The sequence below is a fragment of the Actinoalloteichus sp. GBA129-24 genome, from assembly GCF_001941645.1.
GTDB classification, from domain to species: Bacteria; Actinomycetota; Actinomycetes; order Mycobacteriales; family Pseudonocardiaceae; genus Actinoalloteichus_A; species Actinoalloteichus_A fjordicus.
Window position 1 is genome coordinate 2,765,428 of the sequence record NZ_CP016077.1, and the last position, 20,368, is coordinate 2,785,795.

The window sequence follows — 20,368 nt, forward strand, 5'->3', positions numbered from 1 at the left end:
AGGGGGCGAAGTCGATGCAGGTCGAGGTCGACAAGGACCGTTGTGTCGGGGCGGGCATGTGCGCCCTGACCTGTCCGGAGGTGTTCGATCAGGACGAGGAGCAGGGTCGCGTGGTCCTGCTCCAGGCGGCGCCGGACGTGGAACGACAGGACGCCGTGATCGAAGCGGCGGAGGTCTGTCCCTCCGGGGCGATCACAGTCCACACCGAGTGAGCCGATTGAGCGATCGGGAGTGCAACGAGGGGCCTAGGGCGGTCACGGCATTTCACATCGGTGGACGTCCGCCGGCCTAACCTTGCTCGGATGAGATCGGTTCGCGTGGTTCTGGAAGATCGTCGGATTCATCCGGTCGACCCGCTGCCGGATCTGCCGCCCGAGACGGCCGAGGAGTTCTACGGGGGCATGGCGGCGGCCTGGTCGGAGACGGGCCTGGTGCTCGACGTGGGCACCGGTTCCGGCCTGGTCGCCGCCGAACTCGTCCGGCGAGGCGTGCCCGTGGTGACCTCGGACGTCGTGGACCGACGCGGTCCGACCTGTCCGAACGTGCCGTTCCTGCTGGCCGACGCCACCGCGCTGCCCCTGCGCAGCGGGTCGGTGGCGGGAGTGCACATCGCCAGGGTTCTGCACCATGTCATGGACTGGAGTGGGGCGGTCGGGGAGGCGACCAGGGTGCTCAGACCCGCCGGGGTGCTGTGTCTCGATCTGGGCGGCGGCCGCGCCCCCGACCCGATCGAGGAACTCCTCGACGACCTGCGTCGTCGCGCCGCCGAGGTCGGGGTACTGCCGCCTGCGGCGGGCAATGGCCTGAACTCCGCGGACCAGGTCGACGAGGTCGCACGGCGTGAGCTGACCCGCGCGGGCGACGTGGTCGTCGACTACGCGGTGGAGCGGACCCCCCGCGCCGCAGCGCAGTCCGCCGTCGACGACCCCGATCGCTGGGCGCCGGGCACCGATCTCCGTCCGCTGGCGGGGCTGCTCGACGACCTCCTCGCGGACACCGGACTGGACCCGGATCGGCCCTTGCGGCAGGCCAGGACCGCCCGCTACCGGGTGTACCGGCGCCCCGGCTGACCGGAGTCTCCAGGAACAGACGTCCTGACCGGGGACGACGCTCGGCGAGGGAGCAGACCACGGACCGGAGCAGGCGCCAGGCGGTGACACCCCCGCCGAGAACGAGGTCGGTCGGGCCCGCTCCGGCTCACGCGATCTCGACAGGCTGGGCGCGCAAGCGCAGACCCGGCAGGCAGCACGTGGCGATCATCACGGCGATGACTCGGGAGTCTGCCGAGCTCGCCGGGGCGTCGTCCTGAACGCGCTCGTCGCGATCTCCCGACACAGCTCACGCAGGCAGCCGATCGCCGACCGCCGTCCAGATCGACACGATGATCGGAGTGAGGCAGCACGGACACCGTCCGGCCGGTCTGGTAGACCCAACGACATGGCACGGTCGACGACCCCGCGACGCGGGGAATGGCAGCGAGCCTCGGCCGCCTCGGTCGCCAAGGTGTGCGTGAACCTTCCGCTGGCCCACCTCGACCACACCTTCGACTACCGAGTGCCCGCCCACCTTGACGAGCAGGCGCAGCCCGGTGTCCGGGTTCGCCTGCGATTCGCGGGGCAGCTCGTCGACGGATTCCTGCTCGACAGAATCGAGGAGTCGGACTTCGACGGGAAGCTGCTCTGGATCGACAAGGTCATCTCCCCGGAACCGGTGCTCAGCACGGAGATCGCGACGTTGGCCAGAGCGGTCGCGGACCGATACGCGGGCACTTTGACCGACGTACTCCGGCTCGCCATACCACCGCGTCACGCGGCGGTGGAGAAGGAGGACCGGCCGTGCGCCGCCGACCCGCCGCCGCGCCCCGACGTCGCGGGCTGGCGGCGTTATCAGCACGGTGAACAGCTCATCGGCGCACTCCATGCCGGGAAGCCCGCACGGGCCGTCTGGCAGGCGCTGCCCGGCGAGGACTGGCCCGCCCGATTCGCCGAGGCGGCCGCCTCGGTCGCCGCGACCGGCCGGGGCGTCGTCATCGTGGTCCCCGACCAGCGAGACCTCCTGCGGGTGGCCGCCGCCTGCACGACGCTCTGCGGAGCGGACCAGGTCGCCGCGCTGTCCGCAGGACTCGGCCCGGCCCGGCGCTATCGACGTTGGCTCGCCGTGCGACGCGGTACCGCCCGCATCGTGGTCGGCACCAGATCCTCGGCCTTCGCACCGGTCGCCGATCCCGGACTGTTCATCGTGTGGGACGACGGCGACGACGTGCACTCCGATCCCCATGCGCCGTATCCGCACACCCGTGAGGTGCTGGCCCTACGTGCCCACCTCATCGGCGCCGGGATGATCGTCGCGGGCTTCCCCCGCACCGCCGAGGCGCAGCTGCTGGTGGAGACCCGCTGGGCGCACGAGGTCATCGCGACCCGGGCCGTGGTTCGTGCCACTGCACCACGAGTGGTGGCGGTCGGCGCCAGCGCCGAGCAGGAGGCCCGCGATCCGGCGGCGCACAGCGCCCGCCTGCCCGGCATCGCCTTCGAAGCGGCCAGAGCAGCCCTGGGTGCCGAGGCCCCCGTGCTGGTCCAGGTCCCTCGACGTGGCTACGTCCCGACCCTGGCCTGTGGACAGTGCCGGTCCCGCGCGCGGTGCAGGCGTTGCGCCGGACCGCTGGCTCTGCCCGGCTCGGCCGACGGGATGCCACGGCCCGCCGCCTGCCACTGGTGCGGTGCGACCGAGGCGGGCTTCCGTTGTCCCGACTGCGGATCGCGTCGGCTGCGTGCCGTCGTCGTCGGTGCCGGGCGGACTGCGGAAGAACTGGGACGAGCCTTTCCCGGTGTCGTCGTGCGAACCTCCGGCGGCTCGGACGTGCTCGACACGATCCCGGCAGGCCCCGCCCTGGTGGTGTGCACGCCGGGGGCCGAGCCGTTGGCGCCGACGGGATACGGCGCCGCATTGCTGCTGGACGGCTGGGCACTGCTGACCCGGCCCGATCTGCGTGCCGAGGAGGAGGCACTGCGACGGTGGCTGTCGGCCGCAGCCTTGGTGCGGTCCGCCGAGGCGGGCGGGCGGGTGGTCGTCATGGCCGAGTCCTCGCTGGCCCCGGTGCAGGCGCTCGTCTGGTGGGACCCGGTCCGACACGCGACCGCCGAACTCGCAGGCAGGCGGGAACTCGGCTTTCCGCCTGCGGCGCGGATGGCCGCTCTCGACGCCGTCCCGCAGGCCGTCGAGCAGGTGCAGGGACTGCTGCGTCTTCCCGAGGGAGCCGAGGTGCTCGGCCCGGTCCCGCTGGGCGAGGTGGACGCCGACGGCGGTGCGGTGCGGGAGCGGCTGCTGCTGCGGGCGCCCCGCAGCCAGGGACGTGCCCTCGCCGCCTCGGTCGCCGAGGCGCTCGCCATCCGCACCGCACGGAGGGAACCGGACCCCGTTCGAGTACGAGTCGACCCGCTCGACCTCATTTGAGGCTTGCCCTCTCCTCGGCCACCGCCGGTGGTTCTGCCGGGCCGCAGTCTGCCCGTATCGGACAACCACAGCCTGGTTGTGACGACCACGGTTGCCTGCGGGAACCGCAGCCCCGTTCCGGCAACGCCTCGAACCTTCGAGGGACTCCTCGAACGCTGACGCCGAAGCTGTTGAGGGCTGGGTCTTCACCCGGCTCATCGATTCCTGGGCTCACCGACCGCGCGACCGAGGAATACTTCTCGCGACCTGCCGAATCCGTCTCGGGGTCGCTGTCTGTGGGGTCCGAGGCGGCCACGGGCCGGGGATCGGTCCGGTGCCGCCGTACCGTGCGTGCCCGGACCCGGCCTGGCGGGAGAGTCCGGCCGGTCGGAACAATGCGGCCTCACTGGATTCGGCCTCACCGGATCTTGTCTGCCGCTTCGGGCAGGCGAAGGGTCGGCACCGAACCGGTCGGCAGGGCTGCGGCGGGTTCTGCGTATCGCGCACGGTGGTCGGCTACTGGAAGCCCTGGAGCTGATCGGGCGCGAGTGCGACGGCGCGCGACGGGGCGGCCGACCAGGTGCGGCCTGCCAGCGGCGTCGGCACGACCCGGTGCGGCCTTACCCGGACCAAAGGACGCGCTCCGCAAGGTGCTTCCGGATCACGGTCCCGCCGCGCGGTGCCGCCCGCAGCCCTCCGGTGGTCGGCGACGTCTGGTCGCCGACCACCATCGGTGCGCCGGGCATGACCGGGCGACGCCGAGCACACCACGGCTGTCGGTGACACCCGCCCGACGGTGTGGGCCGAGTCCTTCGTCTAGACCGTGGTCCACCTCGGCTCAGGTCGGCTCGACTCGGGTCGGCTCGATCTGCTTCAGCCTGAACTGATTCGGCGGATCAGCCGGTCGTCGGGGTCTCGCGGCGGAACAGCGCGCAGAACATGGCGTCGGTCCCGTGGCGATGTGGCCAGAGCTGGACACCGGGACCGTCGCCGAGCCGTGGGACGTCCGGGAAGAACGGCCTCGCGTCGAGCTGGATCACACCCTCGCGCTGTGCTGCCTGTCTCGCCACGTCGACCGTCTCCGCCAAATGCGGCGAGCACACGACATAGGCCACCACCCCGCCGGGCCGCACCAGCTCGAATGCCGCGCGGAGCAGCTCGCTCTGCAACCGGGCCAGCTCCGCGACGTCCGACGGCCTGCGCCGCCAGCGAGCCTCCGGCCTGCGCCGCAACGCGCCGAGCCCGGTGCACGGAGCATCGACCAGCACCCGGTCGAAGCCGCCCGCCTGCAGCCCGCTGTCGCGACCGTCCCCGACGTGCACGGTGACCGGCAGCCCACGGACCAGCGAGCGGATCAGATCGGCCCGGTGCACGGCCGGTTCCACGGCATCCAGGGTGCCGCCGTCGATACCAACCAGTGCACCTAGCAGCGCGGCCTTCCCACCTGGCCCGGCGCACAGGTCGAGCCAGCGGAGATCCGAGCCCTCGACCGACGGCCTGGTCAACGCCAGCGCGGCGAGCTGGCTGCCCTCGTCCTGCACACCGGCGAGGCGCTCCCGGACCGGTTCCAGGTCGGCAGGGTCGCCCGCGCCCGCTTCCAGCCGCACTCCATACGGGGAGTAGGGGGCCTCATCACCTCCGGTGACTGCGGCCAGCTCGGCCGAGCTGATCTCGCCAGGGCGGGCGACCAGGTGGACGGCCGGTCGTGCGTCGTCGGCGGCCAGCGCCTCGGCGAGTTCGTCCGCTGCCGGGCCGAGCGCAGCAGCGAAAGCCTCCGCGACCCACCTCGGGTGCGCGTGACGCAGGGCCAGATGCCCGACCAGGTCCGATGTCGCGTCCGGGGCGAGCAACTCCATCCATTCGTCCTCGGTTCGCTCCGAGACCCGCCGCAACACCGCGTTGGCGAACCCGGCGGCACCGCTGCCCGCCCGACCCCGCACCAGCTCCACCGTGGCCGACACGGCCGCGTGCGTCGGAATCCGGGTCCGCAGCAGCTGGTAACAGCCCAGCCGCAAGGCGTCGAGGACGACACCGTCGATCTCGTCGACCGGCCGGTCACTGCATTCGCCGAGCACCGTGTCCAACAGTCCGGTGGCCCGGCAGGCGCCATAGGTCAGCTCCGTGGCCAGCGCCGCGTCGCGGGTCGTCAGCCGTCGGTCCCGCAGCAGCCTCGGCAGCACCAGGTTCGCGTAGGCGTCCTTCTCTCGGACCGCCCCGAGCGCGTCCAACGCGGCCTCCCTGGCCGAATCCTGCGCAGGCGGGCGCCGCGGCCCCTGCCGACCGCGCGGCGGCCCGGAAGGTCCGCCTCGGCGATCCCTTCGCGCGGGTGACGGGCTCATCGCAGCTCCTCGCCTTGCTCCATGCGTACCCCTCGTGCCCAGTCTGTCGCCGCCATCCGACGTTTGCCCTGCGCCTGTACCTCACCCAGTGCCACCGGGTCGGTCGCCGTCCCGACCAGCACGCGTTTGCGCTCGACGAGAATGCGGCCCGGCGGCAACGGATCGTCGAAGACCACCGGCAGCACGGGACCGAGCTTGAGTCGCTCGTCCCGAAACCGGGCCCAGGGGCCGGGCTCCGGCGTCAGCGCCCTGGCCGCGCGGTCGACGGCGAGCGCGGGCAGGGTGAAGTCGAGCCGAGCGTCCTCCACGGTGATCTTCGCCGCATAGCTGACGTCGGCGGGAGGCTGCTCCTGCGCCGACACCGTGCCGTCCTCGATGCCGTCGAGGGTGGCGCTCAGCAGACCCGCACCCGACTCGGCGAGCCTGCCCAACAGCTCGCCCGCGGTGTCACGCCTGCCGATCCGCTCGGTGACCACCCCGAACACCGGACCCGCGTCGAGTTCCTTGACGATCCGGAACGTGCTCGCCCCGGTGATCTCGTCGCCCGCACGGATCGACGCCTGAACCGGCGCCGCGCCGCGCCAGGCAGGCAGTAGGGAGAAGTGCAGATTGATCCAGCCGTGACGCGGGATCGCCCGCGCGGCCTTCGGCAGCATGGCGCCGTAGGCGACCACCGGGGCGCAGTCCGGCGCCAGTTCCGTCAGCCGTGTCAGGAAGTCGGGATCGCCCGCCTTCGTCGGCGTCAGCACCTCGATGCCGTGCTCCTCCGCCAGCGCGGCCACCGGCGAGCGCAGCAGGCGCCGCCCTCGGCCCGCCGGGGCGTCCGGTCTGGTCACCACCGCGACGACCTCATGACGTGCCGAGTCGATCAGCGTGCGTAGCGCCGGGAGCGCGGGCTCCGGCGTGCCCGCGAAGACGAGTCGCATGGTCTTCTAGTACCTCCGTGCCAGCGCGGGTGAGAGTTCCTCGGTGGAGACGTCGTCACCGTCGAACCAGGCGGTCTGTCGGATGTCCCGCATCACGCGGGCTGCCGTGTCCGGGGACAGTCGATCGATATAGAGCACGCCGTCGAGGTGATCGATCTCGTGTTGCAGGCACCGGGCCAGCAGCCCCTCGCCCTGGACCTGAACCGCTTCGCCGTGCACGTTCCAGCCGGTCGCCAGCACGCGATTCGCCCGCCTGCACGGCCTGCTCATGCCGGGAATGGACAGGCAGCCCTCCGGCTCCTCGTCGAGATCGTGCCCGAGCAGCCGCACCGTGGGATTGACCAGATGTCCGGCGTGCCCTGCGCAGTGATAGGCGAAGACCCGGCGGCCCACACCGATCTGCGGCGCTGCGATCCCGGCGCCGCCCTGCTGCTCCATGGTGTCCCACAGATCCTGGACTAGGGCGCGCAGCGCCTTGTCGAAGTCGACGACCTCCCGAGCTCTGGTGCGGAGCACCGGATCACCGAAGAACGTGATGGGCTGGACGGACACGAGGCTCCTCGTCCCAGGGGGACACTCGCCGGGTCGTTGGTCGCCAGGAGTCTAGCCGGCGACGGCCGAGGACCCGGTGCGGTGCGAACGGTGGCGGACTGATCGGCCCGCTGCCGGATCGGTTCGGGAATCCGGCGATTCCGTGCAACACCGTGTCGTGTTCGGCGACCAGTCACCGTGACCTTGCACTTGAACCCCGAGGAGACCGCCGTGGCGAAGAGTCCACCGAATGCGGCTCAGGGAGAGGGGCCGTTGCCTGCCGAGCAGATTCCCCTCGCCGCGCTCGCCGACGCTGCGCTGTGGCAGCGTTCGGCGCAAGGCGACCACGCGGCCTTCGGCGCGCTGTTCGAACGCCATTCCGAGGCGGTGTGGAATCACGCCTATCGCCTGACCGCATCGTGGAGCACCGCCGAGGACCTGACCTCCTCGACGTTCCTCGCCGCGTGGCATCGACGTGCCGACATGCGGTTGACGCGAGAGAGCGCCCTGCCCTGGCTGTTCACCGTCGCGGGCAACCTCGCCCGCACCGAGTTCCGGGGCAGAAGCAGGCTCCGCCGAGCGCTGAGTCGGCTGGGCGGCGACCGGGAACCGGTCACCGACCACGCCGAGCGGGTCGAGGACCGACTCGACGGCGAGGACAGGCTGCGGCGCGTCCTGGCGGCCGTCGACCGGCTGCCTCGGGCGGAACGAGAGGCGGTCCAGCTCTGTCTGCTGGGCGAGCTCTCGACCGCCGAGGCGGCCGATGCGCTCGGCATCGCCGAGGTCTCCCTCCGATCCCGTATCTCGCGTGCCCGCTCCCGGCTGCGCGCGCTGCTCGCCCTGGAGGCACGATGAACGACGACTTCGATCTGCCACCGCGTCGCGAACTTCCGCAGGAGGTCCGTGATCGGATGAGGTTTCGCCTTCGGCAGGGACTCGAGGGAGCAGGCTCGGCGCAGTCGAGGGCGAGCCGCCTTCGCGCCCCGGTTCTCGTCGCAGCCTCGGTGGGCCTGCTCGCGATGGCGGCGGTGGTGACGACCAACGTTCTCGCGGGCGATGCGGACGGCCCGGCCGGGCCTGCGCCGTCCGGTGAATCGGAAGCGTCCGAGGTGCCCGTCGGCGACGAGCCGTTCGATCGGTGCGGCGCGGCCGTCGCGGAGGCGGGGGCCGGCGAACAGTTCCCGGACCCGGGCTCCTGGACGGTCTCCAAGACCTTGTTCGACGGACAGGTCCTGGAGATCGAGGCGGCGGACCAGCGCTTCTTCTGTCACGTCACGGCGCTGTGGGCTCACGTGAGCGACCCTGCGGCGGCTGTCGCCGAACCCACCGACGACCGTCCGGTGGCCAGTATCGAGGTGACGGCGACGGGGAGCATCCTCGGACGGGTACCCGCGGACTACGGCGGAGAGTTCCCCTACGGGCTGTACTTCGAGGTGAGGGACGGCCAGGGGACCCTCACGGTCGACGTCGTCGTCGAGGACGGTGTGTTCTTCGCGCCGATGCACGGCGACCAGACCTTCGCCGAGGACTACCTGCCCTCGGCGGAGTTCTACCGCACCGGGCCCGCGCCTGAATATCAGCAGATCCCACTCGGCGATCTTCCCCCGGTCGCTCCCTTCCTGGTTGCGGTGGAAGACCGCCCCGACGCGGTGGAGGAATGGGAACAAGAGCGTGATCCCGGGCCTGATGCGCCGGGCGGCCCCGAAGACGAGGAGTGGGCGAGCACGGCTCCGGGCCAGGGCGTGGCGGAGAACGAGTGGCTGCGTCAGTGCCTGGAGGATTCCGCGTCGACGAGCCCGCAGTCGTGGCGGGCAGGGCCTGCCTTCTCGGTCTACCCGGAATCCGGCGCGGTCCCGAGGATATTGGTCGCCAGGACCAGGGCCGCGATGGGCATGTGCTGGCTGAACGCGGCGACGCCGGGGCCCGGTGCCACCAGCAGCCTGTGGGCGGCCAAACACCTCCCCGAGGACGTGACCGAGACGACTCCGGTGATGGCGGAGTTCGTCGAAGGGGGCGAGGCGCAGGCCGTCTGGGGAGTGGTTCCCGAGGAGGTGAGCAGGCTCGTGATCGTCGTCTCCGGCGGTGCCGAGGTGGACGCGTTGATCGAGGCGGGCATGTATGCCGCCCGGCTCCCGGAGGACAGCGCCCGGGAGGGCGACACCGCCTCCTTCCGGGCTTACGACGCCGCAGGGGCACTCATCGACGAGCAGGAGTTCCTGCTCGAGTGGTGACGGCTCCGGTCGCCTACGGTGGCGTGGGTGACGGACGGCGAGTTCGACAGGCTGCCCGTGCTCGGTGAGCCGTGGCTCAGCAGCGGCAGGCCCGTCGTCTTGGACGGCGGGCTTGCCACCGAGCTGGAGCGCAGGGGACATGACCTCTCCGGTGCCCTGTGGTCGGCGCGTCTCCTGCGGGACGCCCCCGAGGAGATCGTGGCCGCCCATCGCGCCTTCTTTCTCGCAGGCGCACAGGTGGCCATCACGGCGAGCTACCAGGCGAGCCTGCCGGGCTTGGCGGCGGCGGGCGTCGACCGGGCCGAGGCCGCCGCGCTGCTGTCCTCCAGCGTCGCACTCGCCCGACGGGCCCGAGACGAGATCGTGGCCGGACGACTGACCCGGTCGGCGGCTTCGTCGTCCCAGGACTCCCGAGACGTCGCCTGCCCCGTCGATGGTGGCCGGATCGACCCGGCCGCGACCCGGCATCGCGGCGCGGCCGCGCGGTCGAACTCGGTCGACCACGGTGGGACGCAGGCAGAAGCGCGAGCGCCGGGGGAGCGGACCGCCGACCGTGGGGAAGCGGAGCAGCGGCTCCTGGTCGCCGCCTCGATCGGCCCCTATGGCGCGTACCTGGCCGACGGCTCGGAATACCGAGGCCGGTATGGCCTGACCGTCGGTCAGCTTCGAGCCTTCCACCGACCCCGCCTCCGGCTGCTGGCCGAGACAGCGCCGGACCTGCTCGCGATCGAGACCATTCCCGACGTCGACGAGGCTGCGGCCGTGCTCGCCGAACTCGACGGGCTGGGGCTGCCCGCCTGGCTGACCTTCACCTCCACCGGGATGCACACCAGGGCAGGCCAGCCCCTGGCCGAGGCCTTCGCGATGGTGCGGGGCCGAGCAGACGTCGTGGCCGTGGGGGTGAACTGTGCCAGCCCGGTCGGCGTTGCCGAGGTGGTGCGACTCGCCGCCGAGTGCAGCGGTAAACCGGTGGTGGTCTACCCCGACGGCGGTGAGGTCTGGAATGCCTCGGAGCGGGCCTGGGCCGGACCCGGCCGGTTTCGTCCCGGCGACGTCCGCGACTGGATCGCAGCGGGTGCCCGCCTGGTCGGCGGCTGCTGCCGCGTCCGACCCGCCGAGATCGCGGCGCTGGCGGCCGAGGTCGACGCCTGCACGTGACTCGTGCGGACCGATCGGCGCGGGCGGGGGCTCGGGCCGAGCGGACGAGTGGTTTCCGGCCTGCCGGGCGGGTGCGCCGGCCTCGGCACGATCCGGTGCAGAGGGTGAGGACAGACCCGACCACCCGCTGATGGTGACTTCGGTGACAGCCGTCGGACACACCTCCCCGTTGCTCACCGAGCCCCCTTCGCCTGCGGCGTGGGCGACCGTCGTGGGGGCGACGTGATCGACCGTTCTCGGCAGCGACGTGTGCGGCGACCCGGCCGAGGAGCCGAGAGGTTCTCGGCGGTGAGTCGATGCCGCCCCGTGCTGAGCGGTGGGCCACGGCAGCCGTGCCAGGACGACGGCGGCCACCCGAGCGCGGGCACCTGCGAGGCCGTCATCGTCGGCGTGATCGGGGATACGGGTGGCGCCCTCGCCTGCGGCCCGGTCGGGACGACCCACGCCGGCAGCTCTCGGCCCTGCCCGCCCCCTTCGACAACCCGGCGGGCCCAGGGCATTGCTGAGCAGCCCGGCGACGAACCCGGCCAGGGCGAGAAACCCGGAGCCCGTTTGCCGTGGCTCGCGCCGCCCGGCCGCGATGATCGCTCGGGCCGACCTGGCGACGACCATCGTCCGCATGCGAGACCACCGGCGAGCGGACCGCCGTGACGGTGGGTGAGCCGCAGGCTCGGCGAGCCACGGCGCCGCCGTGGCGGGCGCGGTGCGGCGGGTGTCGAACAGTTGAGGAGTGTGGTGAGAAGTCATGATTCGATGATCGAACAGGTGTTCGATTTCGGCAAGATATCGATCGGGTGGAACACCTGCTCCGTCGCGATTGCGGCCGGGATTCGATCGAGCCCGGCTGCTGCCACGCCGTGCACGCCCTACTGCCCCGACGGCGACTCGGCTGGTCCTCGTGAGTGAGTGCCCGCGACGGGCCGGGGAGGTGCGGATCGAGAATCCGGACTTCTTTGCGCAGCAGGCAGGAGACCGAGAAACGGCTCTTTCAAGAGCAAGGACGAGTCGGCCACGGCGCGATCGAGGAGCCAGCCGTCCGGAGGCCACCGTCAGCGCCTCCCGCAGGCCGGGCCCGCCGCGCGATCGAACGCGCCTTGGACCTAGAAGGGCGGAGCTGCCTGATCGGGACCTCCTCCCGTAGGCGGTGGCCGTTCGCTGCTGCGGCTCGGGGTGGGCTGCAACCGCCGTCGACCGGCTGCGTGCGCCCCGTCACCGCGCCCGGGCTGACCGTCCGGAAGGAGATCGACGTCCATGCCTCGCCGCAGGTCTCGATCGGGCAGGTCTGGGCCGGGCAGGGCTTGCTCGGCGGGCTTGCTCGGGCGGGCCTCGCCGTCCTCCTCCTGTCGTGGCGACCGCGTTCCGCAGGCGGTACAGGCCCGTCTCCTACACTCCGGTGCGTGTCCGTCGCACCAGAACCAGCTCAGCCCTCGACCGTCGATCGTCGACCGATGATCGCTCCGTCGATCCTGTCCGCCGATTTCGCCCGGCTGGCCGACGAGGTCGCCTCGGTGGCGGGGACCGTGGGGCGCCCCGGCGCCGACTGGCTCCACGTCGACGTCATGGACAACCACTTCGTGCCCAACCTGACGCTCGGACTGCCCGTGGTGCAGGCCCTCCTGGCCGCCACCGACATCCCGCTGGACTGTCATCTGATGATCGAGGACCCGGATCGATGGGCTGTCGGCTACGCCGAGGCGGGCGCACACAACGTCACCGTGCACGCCGAGGCCGCCGCCGACCTGCTCGGCATCGCCCGTGATCTGCGGGCGGCCGGGTCTCGGGCCGGACTCTCTATCAAGCCGAACACCCCGTTGGAGCCGTATCTCGACGTGCTTCGCCACTACGACACGCTGCTGGTGATGTCCGTGGAGCCCGGTTTCGGCGGGCAGTCCTTCATCCCGGAGACCCTGGCCAAGGTCCGGCAGGCCCGACACCTCGTCGACACCGGGCACCTGCGGCTGCTGGTGGAGATCGACGGCGGCATCAACGCCCAGACGATCGAGGCTGCGGCCGAGGCGGGTGTGGACTGCTTCGTCGCGGGCTCGGCCGTGTACTCCGCAGCCGATGCCGGGGAGGCAGTGGAGTACCTGCGATCCAAGGCCGCCGCCGCAGCCCCGGCCCATCGGACACCGGCTGAGCGGCCGTAGCGGATCGTGTGGTCCCCCGACGGCAGCCCCGCCTGCCGTCGCATCGTGCACGGTCGGCATGTCTGTTGTGTCGTCGTGCACGGTCGGCGTGCCTGTCGTGCCAGACCTGCGATCGGCCGGTCTGCTGTCTCGTCCCCCGCGGTCGCAGGCCTGCTGCTGCACCCGACGCGGCGGCATGTCTGCCGCTTCGGCTCGCAGAGTCGACCTGCCCGTCGAGCGGCGCTGCCATGCCGAGGCGCCCCCTCCGCCAGGCGGTCAACACCCCGCCTCGCAGTCGGTCACCCGGCCGTCGCACCGGCACGTCGACGGCGGTCCGGGGCGCCTCGTGTCCACGGCAAGCCGTGTGACCTGCGATGCGACGCCGTGGCGAGCATGCGCCCATGGGGCGGCCGCGCTTCGACCACGTCGGATTCGGGCGTCCGACGAATCATCTCGGTGATCGGGTTCCCGTCGCATGAGACCAGCACACCCGAGATAAGAGTCGATCCCCCGACGGTGGGAGACTCGGACTGCAGGTGCCGCAGTCGCCGCACACCTGGTTCGTCGCCGCCGCGCGTGCGAACGGTCGTCCACTCGTCATGGAGGTCACCAGTGTTCACCGGGATCGTCGAGGAACTGGGCGAGATTCGCGAGGTGACTCGCCTGCCCGACGCCGCTCGACTCACGGTCGCCGCCGCCTCGGCGGTCTCCGACGCACGACACGGCGACTCGATCGCGGTCAACGGCGTCTGTCTGACCGTTGTCGACGTGCGCGACGGGACGTTCACCGCAGATGTGATGTCGGAGACACTGCTGCGCAGCAACCTCGACGGCATCGAGCGTGGCGACGTGGTCAACCTGGAACGAGCGCTGGCCGTCACCGCCCGGCTCGGCGGACACATCGTGCAGGGGCACGTCGACGGCGTCGGCGCCGTGGTGGAGCGCAGCCCGGCTGAGCACTGGGAGCTGGTGCGGATCGCCCTGCCCTCGGCCCTGGCCCGCTACGTGGTCGAGAAGGGCTCGATCGCCGTCGACGGCATCTCGCTGACCGTGAGCGCCGTCGACGCGGACTCCTTCACGGTCAGCCTGATCCCGACCACACTCGAACTGACCACCCTGGGTCGGCGAGCGCCGGGTGATCGAGTCAACCTGGAGGTCGACGTGTTGGCCAAGTACGTGGAGAAGCTGACTGCGCACGCCGCCCGTCCCGTGTCGCCCAGCCCGGTCACGACGGAGGTGACGCGATGAGCGAGGGGCGGCCGGGCTCCGGGCCCGACGTGGCGATGATCGAGCGGGCGATCGCCGACATCGCCGCAGGCAGGCCGGTGATCGTCGTCGACGACGAGGACCGGGAGAACGAGGGCGACCTGATCTTCGCTGCGGCGAAGGCCACCCCTGAGCTGGTGGCGTTCATGGTGCGACACACCTCGGGGTACCTGTGCGTGCCCCTCACCGAGCAGGACTGTGCGCGGTTGGACCTGCCGCCGATGTACCACAGCAACCAGGATCGGCGGGGCACCGCGTACGCGGTGACGGTGGATGCCAAGGACGGGGTGACCACCGGCATCTCCGCCGCCGATCGCAGCCACACCATCCGACTGCTCGCCGACCCCGAGGCCACCGCCTCCGACCTGCTCCGTCCCGGACACGTGGTGCCGCTGCGGGCCAAGGAGGGCGGGGTGCTCCGGCGTCCCGGCCACACCGAGGCGGCCGTCGACCTGGCGAGGCTCGCGGGACTGCACCCTGCGGGTGTGCTGTGCGAGATCGTCAGCCAGAAGGACGAGGGCGAGATGGCGCGGCGGGAGGAATTGGAGGTCTTCGCCGCAGAGCACGACCTCGCCCTGATCAGCATCGCCGACCTCGTCGCCTATCGGCGCAGGTTCGAGAAGCAGGTGGAGCGGGTCGCCGAGGCCCGCATCCCCACTCCGCACGGGAACTTCCGTGCCTATGGCTACGACAGCACGCTGGACGGCATCGAGCACATCGCCCTGGTCTTCGGTGAGGTCGGCGACGGCGAGGACGTCCTGGTCAGGGTGCACTCCGAATGTCTCACCGGCGACGTCTTCGGCTCGCTGCGCTGTGACTGCGGTCCGCAGCTCGACGCCGCGTTGGCCGCCGTCGCCGCCGAGGGTCGGGGCGTCGTGCTCTACATGCGGGGGCACGAGGGCCGGGGAATCGGGCTGATCCACAAACTGCAGGCCTATCAGCTTCAGGACGCCGGGGCCGACACGGTCGACGCGAACCTCGCGCTGGGACTGCCCGCCGATGCCAGGGACTACGGCACCGGAGCACAGATCCTGGTGGACCTCGGGGTGCGGTCGATGCGTCTGCTCACCAACAACCCGGAGAAGCGGATCGGCCTGGAGGGCTACGGACTGCGGGTCACCGGCCGGACGGCACTGCCCATCCGACCGAACCCGGAGAACCTGCGGTACCTGCGGACCAAGCGGGACCGCATGGGGCACGAACTGGGCGACCTCGGCGAGATCGGCAGGCGTGCCCACGACGGACGAGCGGGCGGAACCGATCGCGCCGACGGTGTCGACCACAGCGGTGAAGCAGGAGCGAAGTCATGAGCGGAACAGGACGACCGAGCATCGAGGTCTCCTCGGCGGCCGGGCTGCGGGTGGCGATCGTCGCCACCCGCTGGCACGAGAAGATCGTCGAGACCATGGTCGATCGTGCGGTGGCCGCCTCGACCGAGGCGGGCTGCCTCGCCCCGCTGGTCGTGCGGGTCACGGGCGCTGTGGAGCTGCCCGTGGTCTGTCAGCAGCTGGCTCGCGACCACGACGCGGTGGTGGCGCTCGGCGTCGTGATCCGCGGCGGTACACCGCATTTCGAGTACGTGTGCGACGCGGTTACCGCAGGGCTCACCAGGGTGGCGCTCGACGAGTCGACTCCGGTGGGAAACGGCGTGCTGACCTGCGATGACGAGCAGCAGGCGCTGGACAGGTGCGGGCTGCCGGAGTCGACAGAGGACAAGGGACGGGAGGCGGCCGTCGCGGCGCTGGCCACGGCCGCCCTGCTGCGGGAACTGCGACGTGAGTCGAGTGGGAGTGCGGGATGAGCGAGTCGATCAGCACGGCGGAGTCGCGACCGATTCTGGTCGTCCGCCCGCGTAGGGCCCGCCGGGTGGCGATCGGGGCCGCGGCGGTGCTGATCGCCGTGTTCGGCGTGGTCGCGGTGTTGTTGCGGGACACTCCGACGGGCGTGTACTTCCGCCTCGCGGACCAGATCGCGATGGCGGGTCTCGGCATCCTGCTGGGCTGTGGGGCGCTGGTGTTCGCGCGTCCCCGACTGACCATCGATGCCGAGGGCCTCACGGTACGCAACTTCATCAGCACCCGGCGCCTGGAATGGGCGCTGGTACTGGACGTCACCTTCCCCGACGGCACGCCGTGGGCTCGGCTGGAGCTGCCCGAGGACGAGTACGAGGCCGTGATGGCCGTTCAGGCTGCCGACGGACAGCACGCCGTCCGAGCGATGCGGGAACTGCGCAGGCTGTATTACGAGTACAGCCCTCACGCACGTTGACCTCCGCGGTGGTCGCCGGTCCGCTGCTGCACGGCGAATCGGGGGCATCGGGTATCGGGGGCGTCACAGCGCCGCACTCGCCGGACCGGTGACATGCGCCGCCGCAGGCGATGCCCGGGGCCTTCTCGACCCGGTGCGGCTGGTCCGTCGGCCTGCATTGGACGGAGGCGCGTTCGGACGACAGCGAGAATGGGATTCGATTGCCGGGACGTCCTCGCTCACGCGCAGCGGGCGGTCGGGGTGCCGCGTTGTGGTGCCGAGTCCCGCGTTTCGTGCCGGTTGGCCCGCCTGCCCGCCTCAGCCGGCTCGCCCGGTCGCTGTCTCGACCGGAGCATCGGTCGACCCCGGCCGGGCGCAGCGACCGCGACACCGTGCGACCGCGCGGCGATCACTCTGCGCCGGGCGGGTGAGCTGATGCGGCCGTCTCGGTGGTGTCGCCGCAGCACCCTCGGCAGGCACGAATCGCTGCGCTAGGTTGCCGATTGGTCGCGCACAGTCGCACAGGAGGCGGCATGCAGGTCGTCGGAACACAGCGTGCGAAGCAGTTGTCCAGCACCGCGGGCTCGTGGTTCCGGCAACGGCTCCTCGAAGCCGGTCGGGGCAGCGGCCTCTCGGGACTGGCCTACTTCGAGATTCCCGTCCCGATGCCCAACGGCGAGCAGCAGGAGGCGCATGCGGTCCTGCTGACCCCCGCGATGCTGATCGTCGTCGAACTCCGCTCGCTGCCCTGGTATCGCGGCGGCAGACTCCGTGCGGACGCAGGCGGCGCCTGGACGGTGGACGGGATGGACGCCGCCCTGGGCACCGAGCAGGACGCGAATCCGGGGGAGCGGGTCACGCGACTCGTCTTCGCGCTGCGCGAGCACCTTCGGACGCTGGGCGTCCGGGACGACGCCGTCGCGGGTCTGGTGTGCGTGGCGGGACCCGATCTCAAGGTCAAGCAGGATCGGGCGAGCGGGCGACTGGGCAACTACCTGGTCTGCGCAGGCGATCACGAGTCCATCCGCCGCACGGTGGTCCGGCTGGACCGGGGCGGGCGCCGGTGGAGCACCTCCGACGTCCGAGCCGTGCTGTCGGCGCTGCACCTGGCCTTCGACGTCCCCAGCAATGAGCAGCTCAACCAGGAGTCCTTCGTCGAGCACTCGATCCCGGAGCCGAGGCAGGGCCGCGAGGACGACGCGTCCGACGATCCCGAGGAGGCCGTGGACTCCTCGGCCGCCATGGCGGCCCGCCTCCGACCCCGTCGGAGCTTCAAACCCGAGACGCTGGTGATCCCGGCCTTCGTGGTTCCCGTGGTCCTCGCGACGGTGTTCCTGGTGATGCTGCTGTTGTGGCTCGGACGCGGCCTCGCCGACCTGTTCACCGGGGTCGCCGGGAACGCCGAGGACGACGGTGCGCGTCCGGTCACCGAGCAGATCGGCCTCCGTTCGGAGCCGGCACCGGTCTTGTCCCGGCCTGCCTCGGCGACTCCGTCGGGATGGGCGTGGCACGCCGAACCACCGGGGAGCGGGCCTGTCTCTGATGTCTCTGCCGGGCTCGCCGCTGATGCGGCCGAGGAGACACGGGGGCGGTACCTGCTCGATCCCTGGCCGTCGGCGGAGTGACCACCCTGCTCTGTGCCGTACGGACGCCCGAGTGAGCGGCGGGGCGGCGGGTATGCGATCTCGCCAGCCCGTCGGTACCGAGCCCGTCCCGGCTCTCGACGCGATCTTCGACCGGGTGTGGCGGCGGTGTCGGAGCGCCGCCGTAGGCTTGGGCGGGTGGCAGACCCCTCGACGTATCGCCCCGCCTCGGGTGCCATCCCGGACGAGCCGGGCGTCTATCGCTTTCGTGACGACACCGACCGGGTGATCTACGTCGGTAAGGCGAAGAGCCTGCGCTCGCGGCTCTCCTCCTACTTCGCCGATCTGTCCACCTTGCATCCGCGGACGCGACAGATGGTCACCACCGCGTCGTCGGTGGCGTGGACGGTCGTCGGCACCGAGGTCGAGGCACTTCAGCTGGAGTACTCCTGGATCAAGGAGTACGACCCGCGCTTCAACGTCCGCTACCGGGACGACAAGTCCTATCCCGTGCTCGCGGTCACCCTGCACGAGGAGATCCCTCGGCTGTTCGTCTACCGGGGGCCTCGCCGCAAGGGCGTGCGGTACTTCGGTCCGTACGCCCATGCCTGGGCGATCCGGGAGACCCTGGACCTGCTGCTCCGCGTCTTCCCGGCCAGAACCTGCTCGAACGGGGTGTTCCGTCGTCACCAGCAGATCGGACGGCCCTGCCTGCTCGGCTACATCGGCAAGTGCTCCGCGCCCTGTGTGGGTCGGGTCGACGCCGAGGAGCACCGGGCGATCGTCGACGACTTCTGCGACTTCCTCGCCGGGCGCACCGACTCGCTCGTCCGGAGGCTGGAGCGAGAGATGCAGGAGGCCTCCGCCGAACTGGAGTTCGAGCGGGCCGCACGGCTTCGCGACGACGTGGGCGCCCTGCGCCGTGCCATGGAGAAGCAGGCGGTGGTGCTGGGTGACGGCACCGATGCGGACGTGATCGCCTTCGCGCAGGACGAGCTGGAGGCCGCCGTCCAGATCTTTCACGTTCGCGGCGGGCGGGTCCGGGGACAGCGGGGCTGGGTCATCGACAAGACCGACGATCCTGCCGCCGCCGCGCCGGAGTCCGCCGAGACCGTCGTGGAGCCCGCGCAACGGTCGGCCGCCGATTCGGGCTCGGGCCCTGCCGCGGAGCCTGCCGAGACGGATTCGGCGGCGGAGTCCGATGCGGCCGCCGAGCTCGATGCCGAAGACCGGCAGCCGGGCGCCGCGGATTCGATCTCCCCGGTACTGGTGAGCCGCTTCCTGAGCCAGTTCTACGGCGAACAGGCCGGCCTGGCCGAGCAGGCCGATGGCGGTGGCAGCCCCGTGCCGAGAGAGGTACTGGTGCCTCGGCTGCCCGAGGACGCCGAGGCGATGACGGAGTGGCTGTCTCGCCTGCGCGGCGGGCGGGTCAGTCTTCGCGTACCGCGTCGCGGCGACAAGCGGACTCTGATGAGCACCGTGGCCCGCAACGCCGTCGAGGCATTCACCCAGCACAAGATGCGCAGGGCGGGCGACCTGACCGCGCGGTCCAAGGCGTTGCAGGAGCTTCAGGAGGCCCTGGCGCTCGACAGCGCGCCGCTGCGAATCGAGTGCATCGACGTCAGCCACGTGCAGGGCAGTGACGTGGTGGCCTCGTTGGTCGTCTTCGAGGACGGCCTGCCGCGCAAGTCCGACTACCGGCGGTTCGCGATCCGCGAAGGCGTCGAGGGCGGTGACGTCGGCTCCATCGCCGAGGTCGTCCGCCGACGCTTCGCCCGCCACCGTGCCGAGGCGGCCAGCGGGGAGCAGCCGGGAACCGAGGCTGCTCCCGAGCAGGTCGCTGTCGGAACGGACGCCGCCGGACCCGCCGCGAGCCGGGACGCCGAGCCGCCCGTCGAGTTCGAGCGGACTGGAGGCGGGGACCCCGTCGACCAGACGGAAGGCCCGACGGCGGCGCTCGCCACCGGCGATCTCGATCTCGATCTCGACACCCCCTCGTCCCGACCCGGCATCGACCCCGAGACCGGCAGGCCGAGGCGGTTCGCCTACCCGCCCAATCTGCTGGTGGTGGACGGGGCCGGACCGCAGGCCGCCGCAGCCGCCGAGGAACTCGACCAGGCAGGCGTCACCGACGTGGCGGTGGTCGGCCTCGCCAAGCGACTCGAGGAGGTCTGGGTTCCCGGCGAGGCGGAACCGGTGATCCTGCCTCGGACCAGTGAGGCGCTCTACCTGCTGCAACGGGTGCGAGACGAGGCACACCGCTTCGCCGTCGGCTATCACCGGCAGAAGCGCTCGCGGCGCATGACGACCTCCGCACTCGACGAGATCCCCGGACTCGGTCGAACCCGGCGGGCCGCCTTGCTGAAACACTTCGGTTCGCTCCGCAGGTTGAGGGCTGCGGACGTGGCGGAGATCAGCCTCGTCCCCGGCGTCGGACGACGGACCGCGGAGGCGGTGCATCTGGCGCTGAACGGGAACGCGAGTGGGAGCAGCACATCGAACGGGGAACAGGAGGGGACGTGACGAGCGCAC

16 protein-coding genes are annotated in these 20,368 nt (G+C 71.5%); 13 read left to right on the top strand and 3 right to left on the bottom strand.

All coding sequences use genetic code 11. The annotated features are described in order from the left end of the window. Positions 1 to 14 precede the first annotated feature (14 nt). The 3 genes from UA75_RS12390 to UA75_RS12400 all read left to right on the top strand — a co-directional run bounded on the left by UA75_RS12390 (position 15) and on the right by UA75_RS12400 (position 3,450). On the top strand, positions 15 to 212 hold the full coding sequence (locus tag UA75_RS12390; protein ID WP_075740373.1) for a ferredoxin: 198 nt from the start codon (positions 15 to 17) through the stop codon (positions 210 to 212). 90 nt (positions 213 to 302) lie between these two features. Further along, the gene (locus UA75_RS12395; protein ID WP_075740374.1) at positions 303 to 1,070 is read left to right on the top strand and encodes a class I SAM-dependent methyltransferase; all 768 of its coding nucleotides are present in this window, start codon (positions 303 to 305) and stop codon (positions 1,068 to 1,070) included. Positions 1,071 to 1,437: 367 nt separating this feature from the next. After that, complete coding sequence (locus UA75_RS12400) at positions 1,438 to 3,450, top strand: primosomal protein N' (protein WP_075740375.1); 2,013 nt, start codon at positions 1,438 to 1,440, stop codon at positions 3,448 to 3,450. Positions 3,451 to 4,325: 875 nt separating this feature from the next. On the opposite strand, the gene UA75_RS12405 is transcribed toward UA75_RS12400, so the two are convergent. From UA75_RS12405 to def, 3 genes are read right to left on the bottom strand one after another with little or no spacing between them, the layout of a single operon-like run. Beyond that, positions 4,326 to 5,768, bottom strand: a complete 1,443-nt coding sequence (locus tag UA75_RS12405) for an RsmB/NOP family class I SAM-dependent RNA methyltransferase (RefSeq protein WP_075740376.1) — start codon at positions 5,766 to 5,768, stop codon at positions 4,326 to 4,328. Further along, positions 5,765 to 6,694, bottom strand: coding sequence for a methionyl-tRNA formyltransferase (gene fmt / locus UA75_RS12410; RefSeq protein ID WP_075740377.1), 930 nt, complete (start codon positions 6,692 to 6,694; stop codon positions 5,765 to 5,767). Before fmt ends, UA75_RS12405 begins: the two co-directional genes overlap by 4 nt. Before the next feature lie 6 nt (positions 6,695 to 6,700). Next, entirely contained in the window at positions 6,701 to 7,246 is a 546-nt protein-coding gene (gene def / locus UA75_RS12415) for a peptide deformylase (RefSeq protein WP_075740378.1), read from the bottom strand. 252 nt (positions 7,247 to 7,498) lie between these two features. Here def and UA75_RS12420 point away from each other — a divergent pair, with 252 nt between their 5' ends. From UA75_RS12420 to uvrC, 10 genes are all read left to right on the top strand, one after another. Further along, positions 7,499 to 8,080, top strand: a complete 582-nt coding sequence (locus UA75_RS12420; RefSeq protein ID WP_075743725.1) for an RNA polymerase sigma factor — start codon at positions 7,499 to 7,501, stop codon at positions 8,078 to 8,080. Continuing rightward, on the top strand, positions 8,077 to 9,456 hold the full coding sequence (locus tag UA75_RS12425) for a hypothetical protein (protein WP_075740379.1): 1,380 nt from the start codon (positions 8,077 to 8,079) through the stop codon (positions 9,454 to 9,456). Before UA75_RS12420 ends, UA75_RS12425 begins: the two co-directional genes overlap by 4 nt. Before the next feature lie 57 nt (positions 9,457 to 9,513). Further along, the gene (gene mmuM, locus UA75_RS12430) at positions 9,514 to 10,614 is read left to right on the top strand and encodes a homocysteine S-methyltransferase (RefSeq protein WP_075743726.1); all 1,101 of its coding nucleotides are present in this window, start codon (positions 9,514 to 9,516) and stop codon (positions 10,612 to 10,614) included. A 1,448-nt stretch (positions 10,615 to 12,062) separates the two neighbouring features. Then, the gene (gene rpe, locus UA75_RS12435) at positions 12,063 to 12,761 is read left to right on the top strand and encodes a ribulose-phosphate 3-epimerase (RefSeq protein WP_075743727.1); all 699 of its coding nucleotides are present in this window, start codon (positions 12,063 to 12,065) and stop codon (positions 12,759 to 12,761) included. Positions 12,762 to 13,352: 591 nt separating this feature from the next. Next, positions 13,353 to 13,988 carry a riboflavin synthase gene (locus UA75_RS12440; RefSeq protein WP_075740380.1) on the top strand — a complete coding sequence of 212 codons (636 nt, stop codon included), beginning with the start codon at positions 13,353 to 13,355 and terminating at the stop codon, positions 13,986 to 13,988. After that, on the top strand, positions 13,985 to 15,316 hold the full coding sequence (locus UA75_RS12445; RefSeq protein WP_075740381.1) for a bifunctional 3,4-dihydroxy-2-butanone-4-phosphate synthase/GTP cyclohydrolase II: 1,332 nt from the start codon (positions 13,985 to 13,987) through the stop codon (positions 15,314 to 15,316). The genes UA75_RS12440 and UA75_RS12445 overlap by 4 nt, the downstream gene beginning before the upstream one ends. Next, complete coding sequence (gene ribH, locus UA75_RS12450; protein WP_075740382.1) at positions 15,313 to 15,807, top strand: 6,7-dimethyl-8-ribityllumazine synthase; 495 nt, start codon at positions 15,313 to 15,315, stop codon at positions 15,805 to 15,807. The genes UA75_RS12445 and ribH overlap by 4 nt, the downstream gene beginning before the upstream one ends. After that, positions 15,804 to 16,274 (top strand): PH domain-containing protein, encoded by a 471-nt coding sequence (locus UA75_RS12455; protein ID WP_075740383.1) that lies wholly within the window; start codon positions 15,804 to 15,806, stop codon positions 16,272 to 16,274. Before ribH ends, UA75_RS12455 begins: the two co-directional genes overlap by 4 nt. 512 nt (positions 16,275 to 16,786) lie before the next feature. Then, positions 16,787 to 17,878, top strand: coding sequence for a hypothetical protein (locus UA75_RS12460; protein WP_075740384.1), 1,092 nt, complete (start codon positions 16,787 to 16,789; stop codon positions 17,876 to 17,878). A gap of 156 nt (positions 17,879 to 18,034) precedes the next feature. Then, a complete protein-coding gene (gene uvrC / locus UA75_RS12465) occupies positions 18,035 to 20,359 on the top strand; it encodes an excinuclease ABC subunit UvrC (RefSeq protein ID WP_075740385.1) in 2,325 nt (774 codons plus the stop codon). Positions 20,360 to 20,368 lie beyond the last annotated feature (9 nt).

Bases quoted from the DNA above. Each gene is read 5' to 3' on its own strand.
- UA75_RS12390 (WP_075740373.1), top strand. From the start codon at position 15: ATGCAGGTCGAGGTCGACAAGGACCGTTGTGTCGGGGCGGGCATGTGC.
- UA75_RS12395 (WP_075740374.1), top strand. From the start codon at position 303: ATGAGATCGGTTCGCGTGGTTCTGGAAGATCGTCGGATTCATCCGGTC.
- UA75_RS12400 (WP_075740375.1), top strand. From the start codon at position 1,438: ATGGCACGGTCGACGACCCCGCGACGCGGGGAATGGCAGCGAGCCTCG.
- UA75_RS12405 (WP_075740376.1), bottom strand. From the start codon at position 5,768: ATGAGCCCGTCACCCGCGCGAAGGGATCGCCGAGGCGGACCTTCCGGG.
- fmt (WP_075740377.1), bottom strand. From the start codon at position 6,694: ATGCGACTCGTCTTCGCGGGCACGCCGGAGCCCGCGCTCCCGGCGCTA.
- UA75_RS12425 (WP_075740379.1), top strand. From the start codon at position 8,077: ATGAACGACGACTTCGATCTGCCACCGCGTCGCGAACTTCCGCAGGAG.
- rpe (WP_075743727.1), top strand. From the start codon at position 12,063: ATGATCGCTCCGTCGATCCTGTCCGCCGATTTCGCCCGGCTGGCCGAC.
- UA75_RS12445 (WP_075740381.1), top strand. From the start codon at position 13,985: ATGAGCGAGGGGCGGCCGGGCTCCGGGCCCGACGTGGCGATGATCGAG.
- ribH (WP_075740382.1), top strand. From the start codon at position 15,313: ATGAGCGGAACAGGACGACCGAGCATCGAGGTCTCCTCGGCGGCCGGG.
- UA75_RS12455 (WP_075740383.1), top strand. From the start codon at position 15,804: ATGAGCGAGTCGATCAGCACGGCGGAGTCGCGACCGATTCTGGTCGTC.
- UA75_RS12460 (WP_075740384.1), top strand. From the start codon at position 16,787: ATGCAGGTCGTCGGAACACAGCGTGCGAAGCAGTTGTCCAGCACCGCG.